Source organism: Flavobacteriales bacterium (assembly GCA_025210805.1).
In the GTDB taxonomy this organism is placed as follows: Bacteria; Bacteroidota; Bacteroidia; order Flavobacteriales; family CAJXXR01; genus JAOAQX01.
The window spans coordinates 81,915-102,944 of the sequence record JAOAQX010000034.1; the positions used below are offsets into that span (position 1 = coordinate 81,915).

Below are 21,030 nucleotides of genomic sequence, written 5' to 3' on the forward strand. Positions count from 1 at the left end.
ATGAGAACCGTAAACCGAGAAGAAATCCAGAAAATTGAAGCTTTTTTGGAGAAAAAGGACATTGTCTATTATGATCTAAAGATTGAATTGATTGATCATATTTGTCAGGTAATAGAATCAAAATGGGAGAAAAATCCCGAAATAACATTTGAACATGCTTTTCATGAGGTGTATAAATCATTTGGAATATTTGGTTTTTCAGAAATCCTTGAAGAAAGAGAAAAAGCACTAAAAAAGCACTACTGGAAAATTACTTTCAAAGAATTATTAAAATGGTTTAGAATACCACAAATTTCTTTAGTTTTTCTGGTTGGTTTTGCTATTTTTCAAATTCTAAAAAGTCCCATTAAAGTTCCTTTTATTCAGTATGGAATTCCCATTCTGTTTCTTTTCAGTTTGTATAAAATGTATCTGTTCAGAAAAGAATCCAAAAGAAATAATAAACAAATTGTCATGGATCGAGTTATCCTCAATTCTATGAGTATTCCGAATTATCTGGCAATTCAGTTATTAGTACTTCACCCGCCAAGTCGCCTAATAGGATATATACTCTTTACGCTTATTTTTACTGTTTATTTATTTCTTAATTACCACCAACTTTTCGTGTTACCTAAAAAGAAAGAGCAACTTTTCAAAAAACAATATCACCAGCTTTACAAATTAACTTAAACAAATAACAATACTTCAACGTTTATATCAAAAAAAATATAGCTTTGTCTAAGCTGAAATTATATTACATTATTAACACCCATAATTATGAAAAAAATTATTTTTCTAAGTCTAACTTTGAGTTTAGGAATTCAATTACAAGCCCAAGAGATTTATCAAGGTCCTCTAAAAAAAATTACCCAAAAGGAGTATTGTGGATCTTATGATTTGATGGAACATATTGATAAAAAAAATCCCTCATTTATTGAAAAATCAAATAAAGTATTGACCAGCATTCCTCAAGGAGATGTACAACTTAAAAGTTCTGCTAATCAATATATTTACACCATTCCTGTGGTTTTTCATGTTGTTTATAATAATGCAGAAGAAAACCTCCCTGACTCAGTGATTCACAATCAGTTGAAAATATTAAACAAAGCATATTCAAGAACTAATACTACGGCTGCCAATACCCGAAGTGAATTTTTAAACTATGTGGGTGACACCAAAATTCGTTTTGAACTAGCAACAACAGATCCTAATGGAAACCCTACGAATGGAATCAACCGTGTAAGTACTTCTATTACAGAATTTGGAGGAACAATGCCTTATGCTCTGAATCAAACAGCAGAAATTATTAATTGGGTGAATGATAGCCTTTTTCACAATATTGCAAGAATCACACAAACTAGTAAAGGTGGTTCAGATCCTTGGAACCCTGAAAAATATTTAAATCTCTATTCTGGGGATATCAGAATATTGGAACCTCAAATAAACAATACCAGAGAAATTTTTCTTTTAGGAATTGCCACTCCTCCATTGTTTCATTCTAATTTTCCTAGCGATATACTGGATCAACTCGGAGGATTTAATCAGGCAGCCTTAGTACATTTTGCGGGTATAGGGAGCAATAATCCTGTTGGTTTCGAAGCTCCGTATAACATTTATAATACAACAGCTGGTGAAGGTCTGGCGGCAGTTCATGAGGTAGGACATTACCTAGGACTTCGTCATATTTGGGGAGATGGTAATTGTAGTGCAGATGATTATGTGGATGATACTCCTTTAATGTCTGCAAATAGTCAATTTGATTGTAGTCATACAAAGAATAGCTGCGTAGATACTCTTTTTGGTGTTGATTTTCCTGATATGGTTGAAAATTATATGGATTATTCCAGCCAAACTTGTCAAAATGCATTTTCAAAAGGACAAGGTCTAATTATGCGTCATACTTTGGATAATTATAGAACACAACTTGCCACAAAAACCATCGATCCTATTGGATTAGATGAATGGGAAAGTACTTTCGATATTTATCCAAATCCAAGCAATGGGACTATTCATATAGAATCACAAAACTTGGAACTAAAAAATACCTTTGTAAAAATAACCAATCTTCAAGGGCAGACTCTTTTACTAAAAGAGATGAATGCTCAAAAAACCACAATAGAGCTACCAGAGACAAATGGTCTTTATTTGATTCATGTGTTTAATCAGAACAGGAAAAACACTTATAAGGTTCTAAAGATATAACCTTTATATTATCTCCAAAACATCAAAGGTGTTTCCGTTTACCACAGCGGATTCACCTTTTTTCTTTCCTAAAAGTATTTTACCGAGAGGTGCTGATGCAGAAATTAAAAATATCTTTGTTCCATCAAAATTGATATTTCCTATTCCAACAGAGAGTAAGAGCCAATTCTTTGAAGTCTTTACTAAACTTCCTCTTTGAACAGAATCTTGAAATTCTTGAAAATCAATTTGTAAAAACTGACTTTGGATAAGTTGTTTTTCTTGAATTTGCTTACCGAGCTTTTCCATTTCTAATTGCAAATGAGCCCTTCCTGTTTCGTGCTTATCCCCTGCTGAAGATTTTGATTCATTCTGCAAAGAAGATTTTACTTTTTGAATTTGTTCATCCAGTAAATTAATCTGATTTTGTATGTGTTGATTACAAAATTCTATAAACGCTTTTTTATCAATCATACTCTATCCTCTTTTGTTAGCAAAAAAAGACTGAAGAAGTTCTTGGCACTCCTTTGCCATAACCCCTACCTGAATATCCGATTTAGGATGAAAAAGCTGAGGATCTTTTGAGTATGCTCCTCTTTTTGGGTCTGAAGCTCCAATAACAATTTTTCCAATTTTTGTATGGTAAGAAGCTCCACAACACATAACACATGGCTCTAGGGTTACATAAAGCGTACATTCATTAAGGTATTTTCCTCCAAGATAATCTGAAGCCGCTGTGAATGCCAACATTTCAGCATGAGCAGTAAAGTCATTCAGTCTTTCAGTTTGGTTATGCGCTTTAGCGATAATAGTATCTTGAGCCACTATGACTGCTCCAATGGGAACTTCGCCAGCCTCAAAAGCCTTCTTCGCCTCTTTTAAGGCTTCGTTCATAAAATATTCATCAGAAAATAGCTCCATTTTTATAATGTGTTGGTATTATTCTTTTAAGTACAAAAATTCTAAAATCACCTGACCTACAGCTTTTAAAGTATTTTTATCAATCTGATTCATTTGATCTTCCTGCTGGTGCCATTGGGGAAAATAACTCTTTGTTTTTGAGCGATAATCTGTAATTAATAAAGTGGGAATGTTTCCTCTAGAATTATTATTGATAAAGTAGTGATCATCAATCAATAAATGAGTGATATTTTGGGCAGGAAAATAAGCTTGTAAATCTTTTTTCTTAGCCACTTGCCAAATTTTTTCTTGAATATCTCCACAGAAAAACCCAGAAAACTCTTCTTTTACAAATGTAGCATTCTTATTTCCTACTTTGTTGATGACAATTCCATACTCGTATTGTTGAGTGTTTTCTTGTACCCAAGCTTGTGATCCTACTCCATAAGTGCTCATCAAATTATCTTGTCCTTGATCATTTCCATCAAAGAAAATAAAATCGATACCAAAAGGCAAAGAATCTGTGGCTATCTGACTTGCCAATTCCATAATCATAGCAACTCCAGAACCACTATTATTAGCTGCATCATTAGGAAATTTTGAGTTTGTACTCTCAAATCTGCTATCATAATGCGTTGCCAAAAATATTCGTTTTTTAGCGGTAGGATTATACGTTCCGATGATATTATAAATTTCGGTAAGCCCTTGTGCTGTTTGTTTTAGATGATGAGAAATTTGTGGTTTTAAGTCCAAAGCAATCAAGTGATTTCGGATATAATCTTGACAGTTTTTATGTGCCAAAGATCCTGGGATCCTATACCCCATAGAAACCTGATTTCTAATATGGTGATAAGCTGAAACCTCATTAAACTCGGGTCTAAATGTTGCCAAATCCCATCTCTTTTCTTTTGTAGGCATTTCGCATGCCATCAAAGAAAACATCATTCCCAAAAACAATAAATATCTTCCTACTCTTTGCTCCAAGTTGTTCCTTCCTTACTATCTTTCAACACAATTCCTATTTCCTGTAACTGATTTCTAATCAAGTCAGCTTTTTCCCAATTTCTTTCTTCCTTTGCTTCTTGACGCATTTGCATGAGCATTTTCACTAGGGCATCTTCGCTATTTTCTTTATTACTTTCGGTAGTTATAGTAGACCATTCGACCCCTAAGATATCATTAACAAAAGCATCCATGGTTTCTATAAAGAAGATTCTTGAGGCTTCATCTAAAGCTTCTTCTCCTTTGGCTATTTTTACCAATTCATGAATATGAGAAATAAAAAGTGGTGTATTAAAATCATCATTCAAGGCCTCCAAGGCTTTGTTTTTAACGTTTTCTAATGCCTCTTTTTCATTTCTAGTTCCTGCTTCTTTTTCGGAAATATCTTGGTATATTTTTTCAATTTTCTGAAAAGCATTTACCGCAGATTCCATTGAGTCTTTAGAAAAATCTAAATTTGATCGATAATGTGCAGAAAGTATGAAAAAACGAATAATATTGGGTGTAAAACCTGTTTCGAAGAAATCATTATTTCCAGTGACCAACTCCATAGGAAGAATAGAATTACCCGTAGATTTACTCATTTTTGCACCATTAAGTGTAAGCATATTGGCATGCATCCAGTAATTTACAGGACTTTCATCATGAGCTACGGTACATTGTGCAATTTCACATTCATGATGCGGGAATTTCAAATCCATTCCACCTCCATGGATATCAAATTTTTCACCTAAGTATTTACTACTCATTACAGAACACTCTAAATGCCACCCTGGAAAACCAACTCCCCATGGAGAATTCCAACGCATAATATGAGTTGGACTGGCTTTTTTCCAAAGTGCAAAATCCAATGGATTTCTCTTTTCTTCTTGTCCATCAAGATCTCTAGTTCCTGAGATCATATCTTCTACTTTTCTTCCAGAAAGAGATCCGTAATGGTATTTTTCATGATATTTTAATACATCAAAGTATACAGAGCCATTTACTTCATAAGCGTATCCTTTTTTGATGATGTCTTCTATCATGTCTATTTGTTCCACGATATGCCCTGTGGCTGTTGGCTCAATAGATGGAGGAAATGCATTAAACATACGCATTATATCATGAAAATTGAGCGTATATTTTTGCACAATTTCCATAGGCTCCAATTGTTCCAATTTGGCTCTTTGAGCTATTTTATCTTCTCCAGTATCGGCATCACTTTCAAGGTGTCCAGCATCTGTTATATTTCTAACATAACGCACTTTATATCCTAGATATTTAAGATAACGAAACACTAAATCAAAATTGATAAAGGTTCTACAATTCCCTAGATGTACTTCGTTGTAAACCGTAGGTCCACAAACATAAAGTCCTACTCTACCCTCATGGATAGGTTTGAAAATTTCTTTCTTTCGTGAATGAGAATTGTAAATCTGAAGTTGATTCATGGTTTTATGGTAATGTATCTTATTAGTATTTTTTCTTTAAGTTCTTTAGCATATCTTGGGTCATGGAAGTTATATCATACTTTGGATTCCATCCCCAATCTTCTTGAGCACGAATATCATCTATAGAAGAAGGCCAAGAATCGGCTATTTCTTGACGATAATCTGGTTGATAAGCGATTTGGAAATCAGTTATTTCCTTTTTAATTTCGGCAGCCAATTCTTTAGGTGAAAAAGAAATTCCTCCTAGATTATATGAAGATCGGATTTTTACCTGATCAACAGGTGCCTCCATCAATTCTATGGTAGCTCTAATGGCATCTGGCATATACATCATTGGCAAATAAGTATCTTCACTCAAAAAAGAAGTATATCTTCCAGATTTTAATGCTTCATGATAAATATCTACGGCATAATCTGTAGTTCCACCTCCTGGCATACTTTTATACCCTATGAGTCCTGGATAACGAATAGAACGAACATCTACGCCAAATTTTTGATGATAATATTCACACCATCTTTCTCCAGCCAACTTACTGATTCCATATACTGTGGTAGGCTCGGTAACTGTTACTTGCGGAGTCATTTCTCTAGGCGTTGTAGGTCCAAAAACAGCAATAGAACTTGGCCAATAGAGTTTTTTAATTTTTCCAAAACGTGCTAAATCTAAAACATGTGATAGTGATCTCATATTGAGTCTCCATCCAAGCTCTATATTTCTTTCGGCAGTTGCAGATAAAATAGCAGCTAATAAATATACTTGAGTAATTTCATATTCTCTTACCACAGCGTTGAGTTTTACCTCATCCATGATGTCGAGATTTATAAAAGGTCCACCTTCCATTACTTCTAATGAAGCATCTTTGATATCTGAGGCAACCACCTGATCATTTCCGTATATTTTTCTGAGCTCCAATACCAATTCAGATCCAATTTGACCCGAAGCTCCTATCACTAAAATTTTATCTTTTATCATCCTCTTTCGTCTTTTAAAATAAGTAAGACAAAGATACTTTTTTATAAGGAAGAATTAAATAAGACCCTTACAAAATCTTCTAAACCAAAATTTATTCAATTCTTATCTCTATTCTACAATTTCAGGAACACAGAAAAATGCGTATGTTAGTACCACACAAAATCAAAAAATAGATGAATATTCCTTTTGACAATCCACTTTTTTTAATTCCCTCATTTACTGGGATTATTTTAATTATTGCAGGTTTAATCATGTTCAAATTCCCTCCTAAAAAAATCAATACATTCTATGGATATCGATCAAAAAACTCTATGAAAAACCAAGAGCGTTGGAATTTTTCTCAAACTTATGCTGCCATTGAAATGATGAAATATGGAGGAATCATGAGTTTATCAGGAATTATTGGGTTACTTTTTAAGCCAAATAACCATCTTTTGGGTCTAGTTTTAGGTCTTGGAATCATGATTTTGATAATCGTTTTTTTTGTTCTTCGTGTAGAAAAAGTGATCAAAAAAAGATTTGACGCTAAGTAATGTTTTCCAAATAATGAAATAAAGATTTCGAAAATCTTTCATGTATTTTTCATGAATATAAAAACTGAATATTCCTTATCTTTGATGAAAAATATTTCAAATGAAAAAAACACTTTGGATCGCAGGATTATTTACCATTTTCTTGTCTTGTCAAAATAACGAAACAAACAATCGTTCGAAATCTGATAATAACTCAGCAACTACTAAGACTGAGCAGAAAAAAGCAGAGACAAAAGCACCCAAAAAGAATTCAAATTCGACCCTAAAACTCAAAAAATTCGATCAGAAAATTTTGGCATTCTATAATGTGGAAAACCTTTTTGATACCCATAATAACCCCAAAACATTAGATGACGATTTTTTACCAAAAGGAAAGCTTTCTTGGACAAAAGAACGTTATCATAAAAAGCTCAATAACCTCGCAAGGGTAATTGATGATATTCCTGGAGAACTCCCTATATTCTTGGGAATGGTAGAAGTGGAAAATCGTAAAGTTTTAGAAGATCTAACTCAAAAAACTACACTCAAAAAAGGAAATTACGGTATTTCACATTTTCAATCTCTTGACAAAAGAGGAATCGATAATGCATTAGTTTACCGAAAAGATTTTGCAAAATTATTAGAAGAGGAAGCTATCACACCAGAGATTCCTAGAACTTTAACTAGAGATATTTTGTATTCTAAATTTCAGCTAATTGATGGAAAAATCTTACACACTTTTGTAAACCATTGGCCTAGTAGAAGAGAAGGAGAACAAGCTTCTTCTTACAAAAGAGAAGCTGCCGCTAAAACACTTAAAAAATTGGTGGATAGAATTCTTACTAAAGATAGAAATGCCAATATTGTTATCATGGGAGACTTTAATGACTACCCTACCAATAAAAGTATCCAAAAAGTACTTCAAGCAACAAAATCAACAAAAGGTCTATATAATTTTGCCCTAGAATGGCAAGAAAATGCGCCTAAAACAAAACAAGGATCACATTCTTATAGAGGAAAATGGGGAATGCTGGATCAAATAATTGTATCGCCAAATATGATGAATCCAAAGGGTGAATTTGCTTTAAAGCAAAAAGACTTTAATGTATTTAGAAAGGATTATATGGTCTTTAAGCATCCAAAATACGGAACTTACTCTCCTAGCAGAACGTATGCAGGACCTAAATATATTGGAGATTATTCTGATCACCTTCCTATTTATTTGAGTCTTTAATATTTATTTATGAGTAATAGCTTCGGTTCACTTTTTAAACTTACCACCTATGGAGAATCCCATGGGGAACAAATTGGAGGAATTATTGATGGTTGTCCAGCGAATATCACTTTGGATTTAGATTTTATTCAAAGTGAATTAGACAGAAGAAAACCAGGACAATCTTCATTGACTACCACTAGAAAAGAAAGTGATATTGTTCATTTTCATTCTGGAATTTTTGAAGGAAAAACTACAGGAACACCTATTGCTTTTAGTATAAAAAATAAAGATCAGCGATCAAAAGATTATTCCAATATCAAAGAGGTGTTTCGTCCGTCTCATGCCGATTTTACTTACCAAAAAAAGTATGGAATCCGAGATTATAGAGGCGGTGGACGTTCTTCTGCAAGAGAAACCGCTTGTAGAGTGGTTGCAGGAGCGGTGGCAAAATGTATTCTACAAAAATCTGGAATTCAAATTAGAGCTTGTGTAGATAGTGTTTACCAATACCGAATAACTGATTTGAACCAGATTAACTGGGAAAGCGTTGAGCAATTTGACACCAGAGCAGGAAACCAAAAGTATAACCAATATTTTCGAGAAGCTATTCTGGAAGCCCAAAGGGAAGGAAATAGTTTGGGTGGAAGTGTTTATACAGAAGTTTTGGGTTTACCCGTAGGCTTAGGAGAACCCGTATTTGATAAGTTTCAAGCTCGGCTCGGCTATGCCCTTTTGGGAATAAATGCTGTAAAAGGTTTTGAAATTGGTAAAGGCTTTCTGGCAACAGAAATGAAAGGAAGTGAACACAACGACGCTTTTGAAAAAAAAGGCGAAAACATTCATACTAAAACAAACCACGCAGGAGGTGTACTTGGTGGAATCACAAACGGAGAGAAAGTCTATTTCCGAACGGCTTTTAAACCTACTGCAACTATCCTGAAGGAACAGAATAGTGTAAACACAGAAAACGAATCCATAAAATTCACCGCAAAAGGAAGGCATGACGCTTGTGTACTTCCCAGAGCTGTTGTGATTGTAGAGGCTATGGCAGCCTTGGTTTGTATGGATTTTTTATTATTAGAACAAAGTAGAAAAACAACATTATGATAAACAAAGAATCACTCATTAACAGATTTGTTTCTTATGTACAAATAGATACCGAATCTGATCCAAATTCCCCTACTTGTCCATCTACGGAAAAGCAAAAGGACTTATCTAGAAAGTTAGTAGAAGAATTGAAATCTTTCGGTCTAGAAGATGCTGAGATGGATAAGCATGGTTATGTATATGCCACTTTACCTTCAAATTCTGAAAAAGAAAATATTCCAAGTATTTGTTTTTGTGCCCATGTAGATACTTCTCCTGATGCTTCAGGAAAAGATGTAAAACCTATTGTTCACAGAAATTATGATGGGAAAGACATTATTCTTCCAGATGATCAAGAAATTATTATTTCCCCTTCAAAACACAGAGAATTAGGAAAAAAAGAAGGGCAAACGGTAATTACAGCAAGTGGTAAAACATTACTAGGAGCAGATGATAAAGCTGGAGTTGCCGAGATTATGTCGGCCATACAATTTTATCATGAAAATCCAGATGTAAAACATGGAACTATTAAGATTCTTTTTACTCCTGATGAAGAAATTGGACGAGGAGCAGATCTTGTAGATATCAAAAAACTCGATGCCGATTTTGGATACACCATGGATGGTTCTACCTTGGGACATTTTGAGGATGAAACTTTTTCTGCCGATGGTGTTACCATTAATATTAAAGGGGTAGTGATACACCCTGGTTTTGCAAAAGGACGCTTAGAGAATGCATTAAAAATAGCATCTGAAATTGTGGCAGCACTTCCAAAAGACAAATTATCGCCAGAAACAACAGAAAAAAGAGAACCATTTTTACATCCTGTACACATAGAGGGTGGATCAGAAACGGCTTCTATTCAATTTATTGTTAGATCTTTTAAAACAGAAGAACTTCAAGAAATGGAAGCACAATTGGCTGATATTTGTAAAGATGTTCTTAAAAACTATCCAAATTCAGATTTCGAATTTATTATCAAAGAGCAATATCGAAATATGAAAGAAATTGTTGAAAAAAATCCTGAAATATCAGATTACGCTATCGAAGCCATCGAAAGAGCTGGAATAGATGCTGTAAAAGGAAGTATTCGAGGAGGAACAGATGGTTCTCGCCTTTCTTTTATGGGATTGCCTTGTCCTAATATTTTTGCAGGTGGGCACGCTTTTCATAGTAAAGAAGAATGGGTTTGTGCAGAAGACATGGTAAAAGCTTCTGAAACAATTGTTCATATTCTTTCAATATTTGAAGAAAGAGCTTAATCATCAAATTTTTGAAAATATACTTAACTGTATATTATACCATTTAAGGGTATTATTAAACGATAAAAAACTGGTAAAATCTATTCAATAGATCTTACCAGTTTTTGTTTTATGCTACCCTCCAAAAAAGTGTGTCCAATAAAAAAGTTTTCAATGGAATAACCTTCTGTCTTTTCTAAGGAAAAAGAAAAAGGATACCGCCTCTATCGGGGCTAGGGAGATCGTGCAGGGGAAGATAAGTCCAACGAAATCTAATAACAATAGCCGTATATTATTCGAATAGTATACGGATAATTATTCGTTTATCTTTCCTTCATTAAATTGTTTTTTTGTACCTTAGTCTTATGATATTCAAAAATATAAATAGAACTTCTAAATTCACCTCCAAAACCTGTATTTACTGGTGTTTTTGTGTTTTTGATTATGACAGAAAAAGTATAAACGTATAGGGCGTATAAACGCACCTATGTTATGCAAGGGTGTGTTTATACGGTTGTTGGCTACAACTTAAAAAAACAACATTCAATGAAAAATGAAATTAGGATAATCCTGCAAGACGAAAAAGCAAATAAATTAAAAGGGAATTGTTTTGAAGACTTGGTAAGAAACCTACTTTCAATTCATCATTTTGAAATTCGTGGGAATATTAACTTCTCAGGAATGGAAATAGATTTAGTCGCCAATCATAAACACACAAATGAATCTTTATATGTCGAATGTAAAGCTAAGGAGAAAGTAAAATCGGATGAACTTTCGAAATTTGCATTTAACGTTGGATTTAAAGAAATTGACAAGGGTTATTTCTTTAGAACTAGGGAATTAGAAAGTCAAGCAGGAGCTTTATTAATTGAAATTAAACAAAAGGAAAGGTATAAAAACTTAACCTTTTTTGAACCAGTTGAAATCATTACAATGCTCGAAGACGCTAAAATGATTTTTGAGCCTAAATCAAATTTAGCAAACTTCATAATTTCCAAAAAAATATTAGCTGTAACATATTTCGGTGATTTCTTTATTTACTTAATCAACGAGTCAAATGCTTTACCAACAAGTTTCATTGTTGTAAACGCCATAAAAAACTCAGAGCAAGTTACAAAAGAAGAAATTGAAATATTACAATCCAGAATTTCAGAAATCAAAGAATTAACCTTGATTGAAAATTATTCTGATTATAAGGCTTCGACACACATTACAGAAGAAAAAGAGATTGAGACAATTTCGGAAGTTCAAGAGAGTGAAAATTGGTTTGATTATCTTCCTGCATCATCTGAAAACAATCATTTTGTTGGAAGAGATGAAATTAGAACTCAAATACTTGGCTATTTCAAAGAAATTAAAGAAGATAAATCTAAAAAAAGAATATTTTATTTAAATGGAAAATCAGGTTGGGGAAAAAGTTCATTAGTGCTTGAAATTAAAGAGAGAACGAAAAATAAATATTATCGAAATCAATTTTATACACTAGCAATAGACACAAGAAGTGCTATATCTGACAATTTCGTGGCATTATCATTTAAAAAACTAATTAACCAAGCTATAATAGACGGTTTTATAAAAAAAGATATCTTTTTTAAAGATGTAGTTTTCACCTCAAATACTGATTTATTATCCTCGGAAACAGTCATTAGATTTTTCGAAAAACTAAAGAATGAAAATAAATTTTTAGTTCTAATCTTTGACCAATTCGAAGATGTGTTTAGAAAAAAAGATTATTTCAAAACATTCTATAAATTTTTGACTGATGTAACTGACAAAAAACCTAATTTGATAGTTGGGTTTTCTTGGAAAACTGATTTCTTTATTCATAGTGCAGACCCGTCATATCATATATGGCAACAAGCTAAAGAACAATCACGAGAATTCAACATAAGTGAATTTGGAGAAAAAGAAATTGATGGTGTAATAAAACAATTAGAAGGCTCTGTTGGTAAATTAAGCAAAAGTATTAAAGATAGAATTATAGAAAGTTCTCAAGGTTTACCTTGGTTAACAAAGAAACTTTGTATTCATATTTTTGACCAAATAGAATCAGGATTAGCAAAAGAAAATCTTGTCGAATCAAATCTTAATATTCTAGATTTATTTCAAAAAGACGAAGAAAGATTAGACGCACCAGAACTAAAGGCATTAAAACTAATTGCAAAAAAAGCATACGAAGGTAATTTCTTTGATGAATCAGAAGTTGGTGACTTAATAAGCGGTGAAACAATATCTTCTTTGCTTCACAAAAGACTTATAATACGTTCAGGTGCAAATTACAACATCTATTGGGATATCTATAGAGATTATCTTGTAACGGGAGATATACCAACTATTGGAGAAAGTTATTTACTTAGACAAGGAGTAAATCTGTGTCTTGAAGTATTCCTACTCTTTGAATCTAATAAAAAAGTATCTATTGATGATTTGCTGACAAAACACTCAAAGGATATAGGAACAGAGACATTAAATAATATTTTAATTGAGTTAAGAAATCTTGGTATAATACAAAAAAGTGGTGAATATTATTCTACAACTTCAAATATCGAAATTTCAAAAGAAGGGTTTATTGATTTTACAACACTAAAGTTTCAAAACTATACACCTTACTTAGCTTTAAAGAAATTAAATCAAAATTCAATTTCTAAAAATGATATAATTTCAACACTAAAAATCATTTTCAAACAAGATTATCAAGACAATACTTGGGATGCTTATGCTAAAAACCTTATACATTGGTTTATGCTTTCAAATCTTGACATTAAAGACAAGTTGGTCATTCCAAGAAAAGGAAGAGGGAAAAGTATTCAAAAAATAACACAAAAAGACTTAAAAAACTTTTTACCAAAAAGTTCTCTTAAAGACATTCTTCAAACTCTACCACTTTTACTAATTGATAAAAGTTCAATTAGCAGTAGATTTTATAGAGACTTATTACTTCTTAACATTATAGATGAGAATAGAAACCTGACTAGTTTCGGTAAAGAAATTATTTTTAAAGAAGAAGCTGAGTGGAAATCATTACTTAAAGAGAAATGTATGAATTTACCTAAAATGCAAGTTCTGAAAAAAGTATTAGAAAATAAACCTAAAATAAAAGCTAAAGAATTGATTACTATGCAAGATGCCGACTTCTTTGAAGGTAGTAAGGAAAGTTCAAAAATAATCTATGCATCAAAAGCAATGACTTGGTTGAAATAAAAAGCAGTTGCCAATAACTAAGTCTTCGGATTGCTCGCAGAGCAAAATCTGAAGACAATAGCCTGTCCCGAAACATCGGGATTGACTAAAACCCACGCTGTTGCTTGCGTTTCGAAAAACATTTCAAGACACTATGGGTTTTGCGACAAATAAGTTTAGGTTATACAAATCCATTTTTCAGGACTTAAGAAGATAAAGAGAAGACTTTTGAGTAATCAAAGGTCTTTTTTTGGTGAGAAAATATCGGTTTGTTGTTCGTTTTTTTTACCTACAGGCTTTGTCTACTAAAAGTTCTCTTTTTTTTCATAATCCGTAATTTTAACTTTCTTAAAATTAGAGAATTTTGTAGTTTTAGGTACTATTGAGAAAAAGCTACCCGTGAAACGGGTTTAGTTCAACAACGCCTATACCCAATACGGGGGTTTGGTTCTTAGACCAAGGGGTTTGATTGTCCGCAACGCTCGCAAATTTTATATCTTAGTTCATTAAAAATAACAAACATAAAAAGTGGCTCGCTAGGTTCGCGGCTAAAGGCGCTAGTTACTTCCTTTCTATTCCCGTACTGTGCATAGCCAAGCCCGTTGGGCTTAATTAAAAAAGGCGTATATTGACATATGAATCTACCTGAAATAAAAAATAGTGAGGTGGTTGTATTCAAACCACAAGGAGGACAGACTGAGTTCCAGGTAGTGATTGACGGTGAAAAAGATACCGTTTGGGTGACTGAACAACAGATCATGGAGTTGTTCGGTAAAGCAAGAAGAACAATTGGAGAACACATCAAGAATATATATAAAGAAGGTGAACTCGACAAAGAATCAACTTGGCGGGAATTCCGCCAAGTTCAAAAAGAAGGAAATCGAGAAGTGTCCAGAAAAATATCAATCTACAATTTGGATATTATCATTTCAGTTGGATATCGAGTAAAATCTCAGGTAGGTACAGAGTTCAGAAAATGGGCAACTCAAAGACTGAAAGAATATTTGCTCAAAGGATACTCCATTAATCAAAAATTGCTTCAAACCGAACAAAAAAAAGTAGAAACATTACAAAAGGAAATCAATCAACTCAACGAGGCGCTATTTCAAACTCAGAAAGCATTAACTGATGGACTACTTTCAATAATCGAACACTATTCAAAATCATTTGAGTTACTTGATAAATACGACAAGGACGAACTATCATCAGAAAACCTGAACAAGGATTTAATTTATGTCATAAACTATGATGATGTTAAAAATGCGATTCAGCAGCTCAAATCTAATTTGATTTCCAAAGGAGAAGCCAGCGAACTATTTGGTAATGAAAAAGATGATTATTTTCAAGGAATCTTAGGGAGCATCTCTCAAACTGTTTTCGGAGAACTTGCATATCCAACTATAGAAGAACAGGCTGTGCAACTGCTATACTCAATCATTAAAGGCCATCCTTTTAGTGATGGAAATAAAAGGATTGGTTCATTTATGTTTGTGTGGTTTCTTGAGCAAAACGGACACCACCTGAATGAAAATGGTGAGCGAAAGATAAATGACAACACTCTTGTAACATTAGCACTTACTGTTGCTCAAAGTTCACCAGAGCAAAGAGAAACTGTTCTGAAATTAATAATGAACCTAATAAAAAACTAAGCCCAATAACTAAGTCTTCGGATTGCTCGCAGAGCAAAATCTGAAGACAATGTTGACTAAAACCCACGCTGTTGCTACGTTTCGAAAAACATTTCAAAACACTATGGGTTTTGCGACAAATAAGTTTAGGCTATACAAATCCATTTTTCAGGACTTAAGAAGATAAAGAGAAGACTTTTGAGCAATCAAAGGTCTTTTTTTGGTAGGAAAAGATCGGTTTGTTGTTTGTTTTTTGGTAAAACCTCACGACAAGACATAGCGATCCCATAGTGTAGGTAAAATTGTGCATCACTTAGCAAAAAAAGCCAATATTCCCCAAAAAGTTACTCCTCATATGCTACGCCATAGTTTCGCAACACATTTGCTAGAAAGTGGAACCAACCTAAGAACCATTCAAATCCTTTTAGGACATACATCCCTAAAAACAACCGAAATTTATACGCATATAGCAAAAAATCAACTCATTGATTTGATAAACCCATTGGATTCATTAGATTTGGGTAAACAAAATATATAGGGCGTATAAACACACCTATGTTATACAAGGGAGTGTTTATACAGTTGTTATATGGCATTTAAAAACAATCTGAATGTTTAAGAAAATAAGAATTAATACTTGGAGACAATATGAAAATATTGATATCGATTTTCATCCGAGGTTAACAATAATCACTGGAGCAAATGGAGCTGGAAAGACAACTATTCTTGGGCTTTTAAATAGGCATTTTGGTTGGCCAAGTCAGCTTGTTGGTACACCTAAGAAAGACAAAAAGACTGGAAGATTAAAATTCTTTAGTGATTTTGGGAAAGACCTTTTTAGCTCAGAATCATCAAATGTTAATAGGAATAATCAAAACGTAGTCGGTAATATAAGTTACATCAATGGTACAAACACCAATATTATGGTACCTACGCAAGTTGGTTCAACATATGGAATACAATTTTCATCTCAACAACCTATTTCAGGTTTTCATATTCCTTCACACAGACCAATTTACAAATATCAAAATGTACCTAACATTTCCACCCAAGCCATATCTAAACAAATGGCTTATCAAAATTATAGAAGTGTTAAGCATCAGAGATATCAAGGGTCTTCTAGCATACCCAAATCCGAAACTTACTTTATCAAAGAAACTCTAATTTCCCTAGCAACTTTTGGCTATGGAAATCAAATTGTTAGCAGAAATGATGAGGCTGTTAGAATTTTTGAAGGCTTTCAAGACGTTTTGAAAAATGTTTTGCCACCAAAACTTGGCTTTGAGAAAATATCAATCAGGATTCCAGAAGTTATTTTGGAAACAAAATCGGGTGAATTTGCTATGGATGCTGTATCGGGTGGTATTGCATCAATCATAGATTTAGCTTGGCAAATATTTATGTTTGAAAATAATAATCAACCATTTTGCGTAACGTTTGATGAACCAGAAAACCATCTGCATCCTGAAATGCAAAAGTCGTTGCTTCCAAACTTCTTAAAAGCATTCCCACGTGCCCAATTTATAATTGCATCTCATAATCCATTTATTATTAGTTCTGTGCCAGACTCAAAAGTGTACGTGCTGAATTACAACGAGAATAATAAAGTAAGTTCAATCCTTCTTGATAATATAGAGAAATCAGGAAGTGCTAACGATATACTGAGAGATGTTCTAGGAATTGAATCTACTAAACCTGAATGGGTAAATAATCAGATAGATGAGATTTTAAACAAATACTCTGAAAAAGGTATAACACCTGAAAATATAGAACAATTTAAGTCAGAGTTAAAGCGTGTTGGTCTTGAAAAATTTGTTCACACTTCGGTAGCAGATTTAATCCAAAAAAGCAAAGAAAAATGATTCAACTAAAAGAACTTGATAAACCTCAAGTTTTAGTTGACAATGCGTTAAATTGGACTAAAACTGTGATGGAATACATTAATAAGGGTCAAGCAGTACCCACAAATGACAAAAATAGATACAATCACCCTCAGGTAAAAAGTCAAGTTAAATTAGAGACTAAAGAAAAGTGCGCTTACTGCGAAAGTCAAGTAACACATCAATATCCTGGAGATATCGAACATATTATACCAAAAGCTGTTTACCCTAGATTGTCGTTCAATTGGTCTAATCTAACTTTTGCTTGCTATTGGTGTAATAACAGTAAAAGAAATTATGTCGGAAAGGGCGAATCTAAATTGATAAACCCTTTCAAAGATAATATCACCAAACATCTTTCTTTTTTTGGACCTTTAATAATGCATATTAATGACAGCAAAAGAGGAGAAATAACTTGGAAAACAATTGAATTGAATAGGAAAGAACTGATTGAGAGAAGAACGGAAAAAATTAAAGAACTTCAAAGTTTAATTGACAAATACGAAAGAGAACCAATTCAAGCTCTTAAAGACATTTTAATGAATGAAATAATGGAATTTAGTGGTAAAGAAAATGAATTTAGCTATATGTGTATGTGCTATCTTCAAGACAAAGGAATAGTGTAAAAGCGCCATATAATAACTAAGTCTTCGGATTGCTCGCAGAGCAAAATCTGAAGACAATGTTGACTAAAACCCACGCTGTTGCTTGCGTTTCGAAAAACATTTCAAAACACTATGGGTTTTGCGACAAATAAATTTAGGTTATACAAATCCATTTTTCAGGACTTAAGAAGATAAAGAGAAGACTTTTGAGTAATCAAAGGTCTTTTTTCATAATCGGTAATTTTAACTTTCTTAAAATTAGAGAATTTTGTAGTTTTAAGTAATTTTGGGAAAAAACTACCCGTGAAACGGGTTTAGTTCAACAATGTGTATAAGTAATAGCGGTTTAAGTGATAAATATAAAACACAGGTCAGTACAAAACCGAAAGGTTTGTGAGTAGAAATCTGCTACTACTCATACACGAGACCGTTCATCTCATTCAAACAAGATTAGTAGTCGATATTATATTTAATTACTCATAGTTTTAGTTTATTTTTCGGGGGTGTTTACTTGGTGTAATACCGTTTACGGTGTTAATTTACCAATAAGTTCTAGCTTCTTTTTCGGATGCGTTTACTTGGTATAACATCCCCCTGCCCCCTTCAAATAGCTTGTCCGACATTTCGGGAGGGCTTAAACAGTGAGTAAATTAACAACGTAAGCGGTAAACATCCCCCCTTCCCCCTTCAAAAGGGGGCATATATCAGTATGTAAATTAACAACGTAAGGTATTAAATAGTTTCCCACCAATGATTTTCTTTCAAATGATCTGTAGAATCTTTCACCAAAATTTCGGCTCCAATTTCTGGACTAATCATTGGTAAATTAAGTTCCTTTGCTTTTGTTTTCACTCGTTTTATTGGATCAGTCCATTCATGAAGTGCCAGCTTGAATCCAGCCCAGTGAATTGGCATCATTTTTTTTGCCCGTACATCTACTCCAGCAAGTGCAGTTTCCTCGGGCATCATGTGAATATCAGCCCATTTTTTATCATATTGCCCACACTCCATAAGTGCAATATCAAATGGTCCATACTTTTCTCCAATTTCTTTGAAGTGATCTCCATAACCACTATCTCCACTAAAGAAAATCTTTTCTTCTTTATTTTGGATAACCCAAGAACTCCATAAAGTACTCATACGGTTATTCATTTTTCTTCCAGAAAAATGCTGAGCTGGGGTACAAACAAGCTTCAAGCCTTTAAAATTGGTTTCCTCCCACCAGTCCATTTCTTTTATTTTTTCTGATGGAATTCCCCATTTTTCTAAATGAACGCCTACTCCATAAGGAACAAAAAACATCTTTACTTTTTCCTTAATTTTCAGGATACTTTTATAATCCAAATGATCATAGTGATCATGAGAGATAATAACGGCATCCATTTGCTCTATTTTTTCAAGATCTAAAGGGTGATATTTATTAAATCTTTTTCCACTTAAAAATGGTAGAGGAGCAGGAACTTCTCCAAGCATTGGATCTAAAAAGATATTCAAGCCCTGAATTTGAAGTAAAAAACTTGAATGCCCATACCAAAAGAGTCTCGCATCACCTTGATAATTGGCAACTGAAGCCGAATCTAATTTTTGAACTTCCAAATCGGTGTTTGGTCTAGGATTATTTGTTTTAGTGGTAAAAAAATAATAAGCCATTTGTATGGTTTCTCCAAAATTTAAATCTTTTGGTGCTTTGATTACATTTTTAAACACTCCCTCTTTAAACTGACTAGAATTTTGGTATCGTTTTTTTCTTTCTTCGGAAATATCTCCTCCAAAATCTGGAACAAAATTTACAACAAGAATATAGGCGATAATAAAAAGCCCAATAATAGTGAATAAAGTAATAAGCATTTTCTTAAAAATTGATTTCATGAAAGTTGGAAATTTGACTCTACAAAATAAAGCATAAAAAAAACGAAAAGTAAATACAAATCGACGGAGTTTAAACACTTTTTACTGAATTTCTTATTTTAAGGATATTTTTTTGACAATAAGAATCTATAAATGATTGTCTACTAAAAAGAATACAATAAGTGGATAGAAACATCGTTTGCAAACATATATTTAGAATTAACCTATGAAAAAATTTCATCAAAAACTTCAAGAAATCCAAAGCCATCTAAATTCTAATGATATTTCTTTGGCATTTAGAAAACTAGTAGATTGTGTTTTGGATGCTAAAAGAAGACAAATTTCTGAGAAAATAATTCCACTGGCTGATATTTTTTATTTCCAAAAAGAAGATGCTGAAAAATTTAAACAACAGGCTCAAAAGATTATTGAAGAACTCAAAGAAGTAGAATTTGTTATACAGAATCAACATCAACTACTTAAAGCTAAAGATATTTGTAAAAAATTCACAAATTTCCAGCTAGAGGAAATCAATCTTTCTCTTTCAAAGGGAGAAATTATTGGTCTTGTGGGTGAAAACGGTAACGGAAAGACCACACTTTTACGCATTCTTGCTCAAGATTTGAATATTTCTTCGGGAATGCTCTCCTACCCTTTTTCTGATGCCAAAGATTACAAACTAAGAACAGAACTGGTTTATATTCCTCAAAGAACACCAAAAAGTTATGGTGCCATTAAAACAAATCTCAAATATATTGCGAGTCAAAATGGTGTGTTTGCAGAGGATAACGAGCTCCTTGTTAATTTATATATGATTCGTTTTGATCTTTGGAAATTTAAGGACATGAAATGGGCTGAGCTTTCATCGGGTTATAAAATGCGATTTGAACTCGCAAAAACAATGTTGAGAAAACCAAAAATTCTCTTATTAGATGAGCCACTTGCAAATCTTGACATTCTTAATCAACAATTGGTTCTCGAGGATCTCAAATCAATCTCAGAAAGTCTTTCTAATCCTATAGGAATCATTTTAAGTTCTCAACAACTTTATGAAGTAGAAAAGATAGCAGATCATATAATTTTTCTAAAAAATGGTAAACCCACTTATCTACATCAGCAAAATGAAGAAAAAAATGATAATCAAGTGGTTATTGAACTAGAAATAGACGCATCCACCGATGATATTAAAAAACTATTTAAAGAAGAAACTCTTCAAGAAATACACTATAACGGAGGCTATTATATTATTCATTTTAATAAAATCAACTTCTCCGAAGTATTAAAAGTGTTTGCAGAACAAAGTCAAGCCATTCGTTATATTCGAGATATTTCTCAATCTTCAAGACGTTTCTTCCAACAATAAAATGAT

The 21,030-nt window shown here is 32.9% G+C and carries 17 protein-coding genes and 1 pseudogene; 12 read left to right on the forward strand and 6 right to left on the reverse strand.

Translation table 11 applies throughout. The features are described 5' to 3' along the window. Together N4A45_13365 and N4A45_13370 are read left to right on the forward strand one after the other, a co-directional pair. Window positions 1–669 (forward strand): hypothetical protein, encoded by a 669-nt coding sequence (locus N4A45_13365; protein MCT4666208.1) that lies wholly within the window; start codon window positions 1–3, stop codon window positions 667–669. A gap of 87 nt (window positions 670–756) precedes the next feature. Next, window positions 757–2,181 carry a zinc-dependent metalloprotease gene (locus N4A45_13370; protein MCT4666209.1) on the forward strand — a complete coding sequence of 475 codons (1,425 nt, stop codon included), beginning with the start codon at window positions 757–759 and terminating at the stop codon, window positions 2,179–2,181. Between the two features lie 3 nt (window positions 2,182–2,184). Here N4A45_13370 and N4A45_13375 read toward each other — a convergent pair whose 3' ends face one another. From N4A45_13375 to N4A45_13395, 5 genes are read right to left on the reverse strand one after another with little or no spacing between them, the layout of a single operon-like run. Beyond that, the gene (locus tag N4A45_13375) at window positions 2,185–2,634 is read right to left on the reverse strand and encodes a GreA/GreB family elongation factor (GenBank protein ID MCT4666210.1); all 450 of its coding nucleotides are present in this window, start codon (window positions 2,632–2,634) and stop codon (window positions 2,185–2,187) included. Between the two features lie 3 nt (window positions 2,635–2,637). Then, on the reverse strand, window positions 2,638–3,081 hold the full coding sequence (locus tag N4A45_13380) for a nucleoside deaminase (GenBank protein MCT4666211.1): 444 nt from the start codon (window positions 3,079–3,081) through the stop codon (window positions 2,638–2,640). Window positions 3,082–3,099: 18 nt separating this feature from the next. Beyond that, complete coding sequence (locus tag N4A45_13385; protein MCT4666212.1) at window positions 3,100–4,044, reverse strand: M28 family peptidase; 945 nt, start codon at window positions 4,042–4,044, stop codon at window positions 3,100–3,102. Further along, window positions 4,029–5,492 carry a cysteine--tRNA ligase gene (gene cysS, locus N4A45_13390; GenBank protein MCT4666213.1) on the reverse strand — a complete coding sequence of 488 codons (1,464 nt, stop codon included), beginning with the start codon at window positions 5,490–5,492 and terminating at the stop codon, window positions 4,029–4,031. The genes N4A45_13385 and cysS overlap by 16 nt, the downstream gene beginning before the upstream one ends. Before the next feature lie 22 nt (window positions 5,493–5,514). Beyond that, window positions 5,515–6,462, reverse strand: coding sequence for an NAD-dependent epimerase/dehydratase family protein (locus N4A45_13395; GenBank protein ID MCT4666214.1), 948 nt, complete (start codon window positions 6,460–6,462; stop codon window positions 5,515–5,517). A 176-nt stretch (window positions 6,463–6,638) separates the two neighbouring features. Here N4A45_13395 and N4A45_13400 point away from each other — a divergent pair, with 176 nt between their 5' ends. The 9 genes and pseudogenes from N4A45_13400 to N4A45_13440 all read left to right on the forward strand — a co-directional run bounded on the left by N4A45_13400 (window position 6,639) and on the right by N4A45_13440 (window position 17,834). Next, window positions 6,639–6,998, forward strand: coding sequence for an SdpI family protein (locus N4A45_13400; protein ID MCT4666215.1), 360 nt, complete (start codon window positions 6,639–6,641; stop codon window positions 6,996–6,998). A gap of 100 nt (window positions 6,999–7,098) precedes the next feature. Continuing rightward, entirely contained in the window at window positions 7,099–8,211 is a 1,113-nt protein-coding gene (locus tag N4A45_13405) for an endonuclease (GenBank protein MCT4666216.1), read from the forward strand. 9 nt (window positions 8,212–8,220) lie between these two features. Then, window positions 8,221–9,300, forward strand: coding sequence for a chorismate synthase (aroC, locus tag N4A45_13410; GenBank protein ID MCT4666217.1), 1,080 nt, complete (start codon window positions 8,221–8,223; stop codon window positions 9,298–9,300). Beyond that, window positions 9,297–10,541 carry a peptidase T gene (gene pepT / locus N4A45_13415; GenBank protein MCT4666218.1) on the forward strand — a complete coding sequence of 415 codons (1,245 nt, stop codon included), beginning with the start codon at window positions 9,297–9,299 and terminating at the stop codon, window positions 10,539–10,541. Before aroC ends, pepT begins: the two co-directional genes overlap by 4 nt. Before the next feature lie 525 nt (window positions 10,542–11,066). Then, on the forward strand, window positions 11,067–13,721 hold the full coding sequence (locus N4A45_13420) for an ATP-binding protein (GenBank protein MCT4666219.1): 2,655 nt from the start codon (window positions 11,067–11,069) through the stop codon (window positions 13,719–13,721). A 614-nt stretch (window positions 13,722–14,335) separates the two neighbouring features. After that, complete coding sequence (locus tag N4A45_13425; GenBank protein MCT4666220.1) at window positions 14,336–15,349, forward strand: type II toxin-antitoxin system death-on-curing family toxin; 1,014 nt, start codon at window positions 14,336–14,338, stop codon at window positions 15,347–15,349. A gap of 322 nt (window positions 15,350–15,671) precedes the next feature. Further along, a pseudogene (locus N4A45_13430) lies at window positions 15,672–15,866 on the forward strand (tyrosine-type recombinase/integrase). Window positions 15,867–15,939: 73 nt separating this feature from the next. Then, a complete protein-coding gene (locus N4A45_13435; protein ID MCT4666221.1) occupies window positions 15,940–17,190 on the forward strand; it encodes an AAA family ATPase in 1,251 nt (416 codons plus the stop codon). After that, complete coding sequence (locus N4A45_13440; GenBank protein ID MCT4666222.1) at window positions 17,187–17,834, forward strand: HNH endonuclease; 648 nt, start codon at window positions 17,187–17,189, stop codon at window positions 17,832–17,834. Before N4A45_13435 ends, N4A45_13440 begins: the two co-directional genes overlap by 4 nt. 711 nt (window positions 17,835–18,545) lie before the next feature. Here N4A45_13440 and N4A45_13445 read toward each other — a convergent pair. Beyond that, a complete protein-coding gene (locus tag N4A45_13445) occupies window positions 18,546–19,682 on the reverse strand; it encodes an MBL fold metallo-hydrolase (GenBank protein ID MCT4666223.1) in 1,137 nt (378 codons plus the stop codon). Window positions 19,683–19,887: 205 nt separating this feature from the next. Between N4A45_13445 and N4A45_13450 the strand changes: the two genes are divergently transcribed. After that, window positions 19,888–21,024, forward strand: a complete 1,137-nt coding sequence (locus N4A45_13450) for an ABC transporter ATP-binding protein (GenBank protein ID MCT4666224.1) — start codon at window positions 19,888–19,890, stop codon at window positions 21,022–21,024. Window positions 21,025–21,030 lie beyond the last annotated feature (6 nt).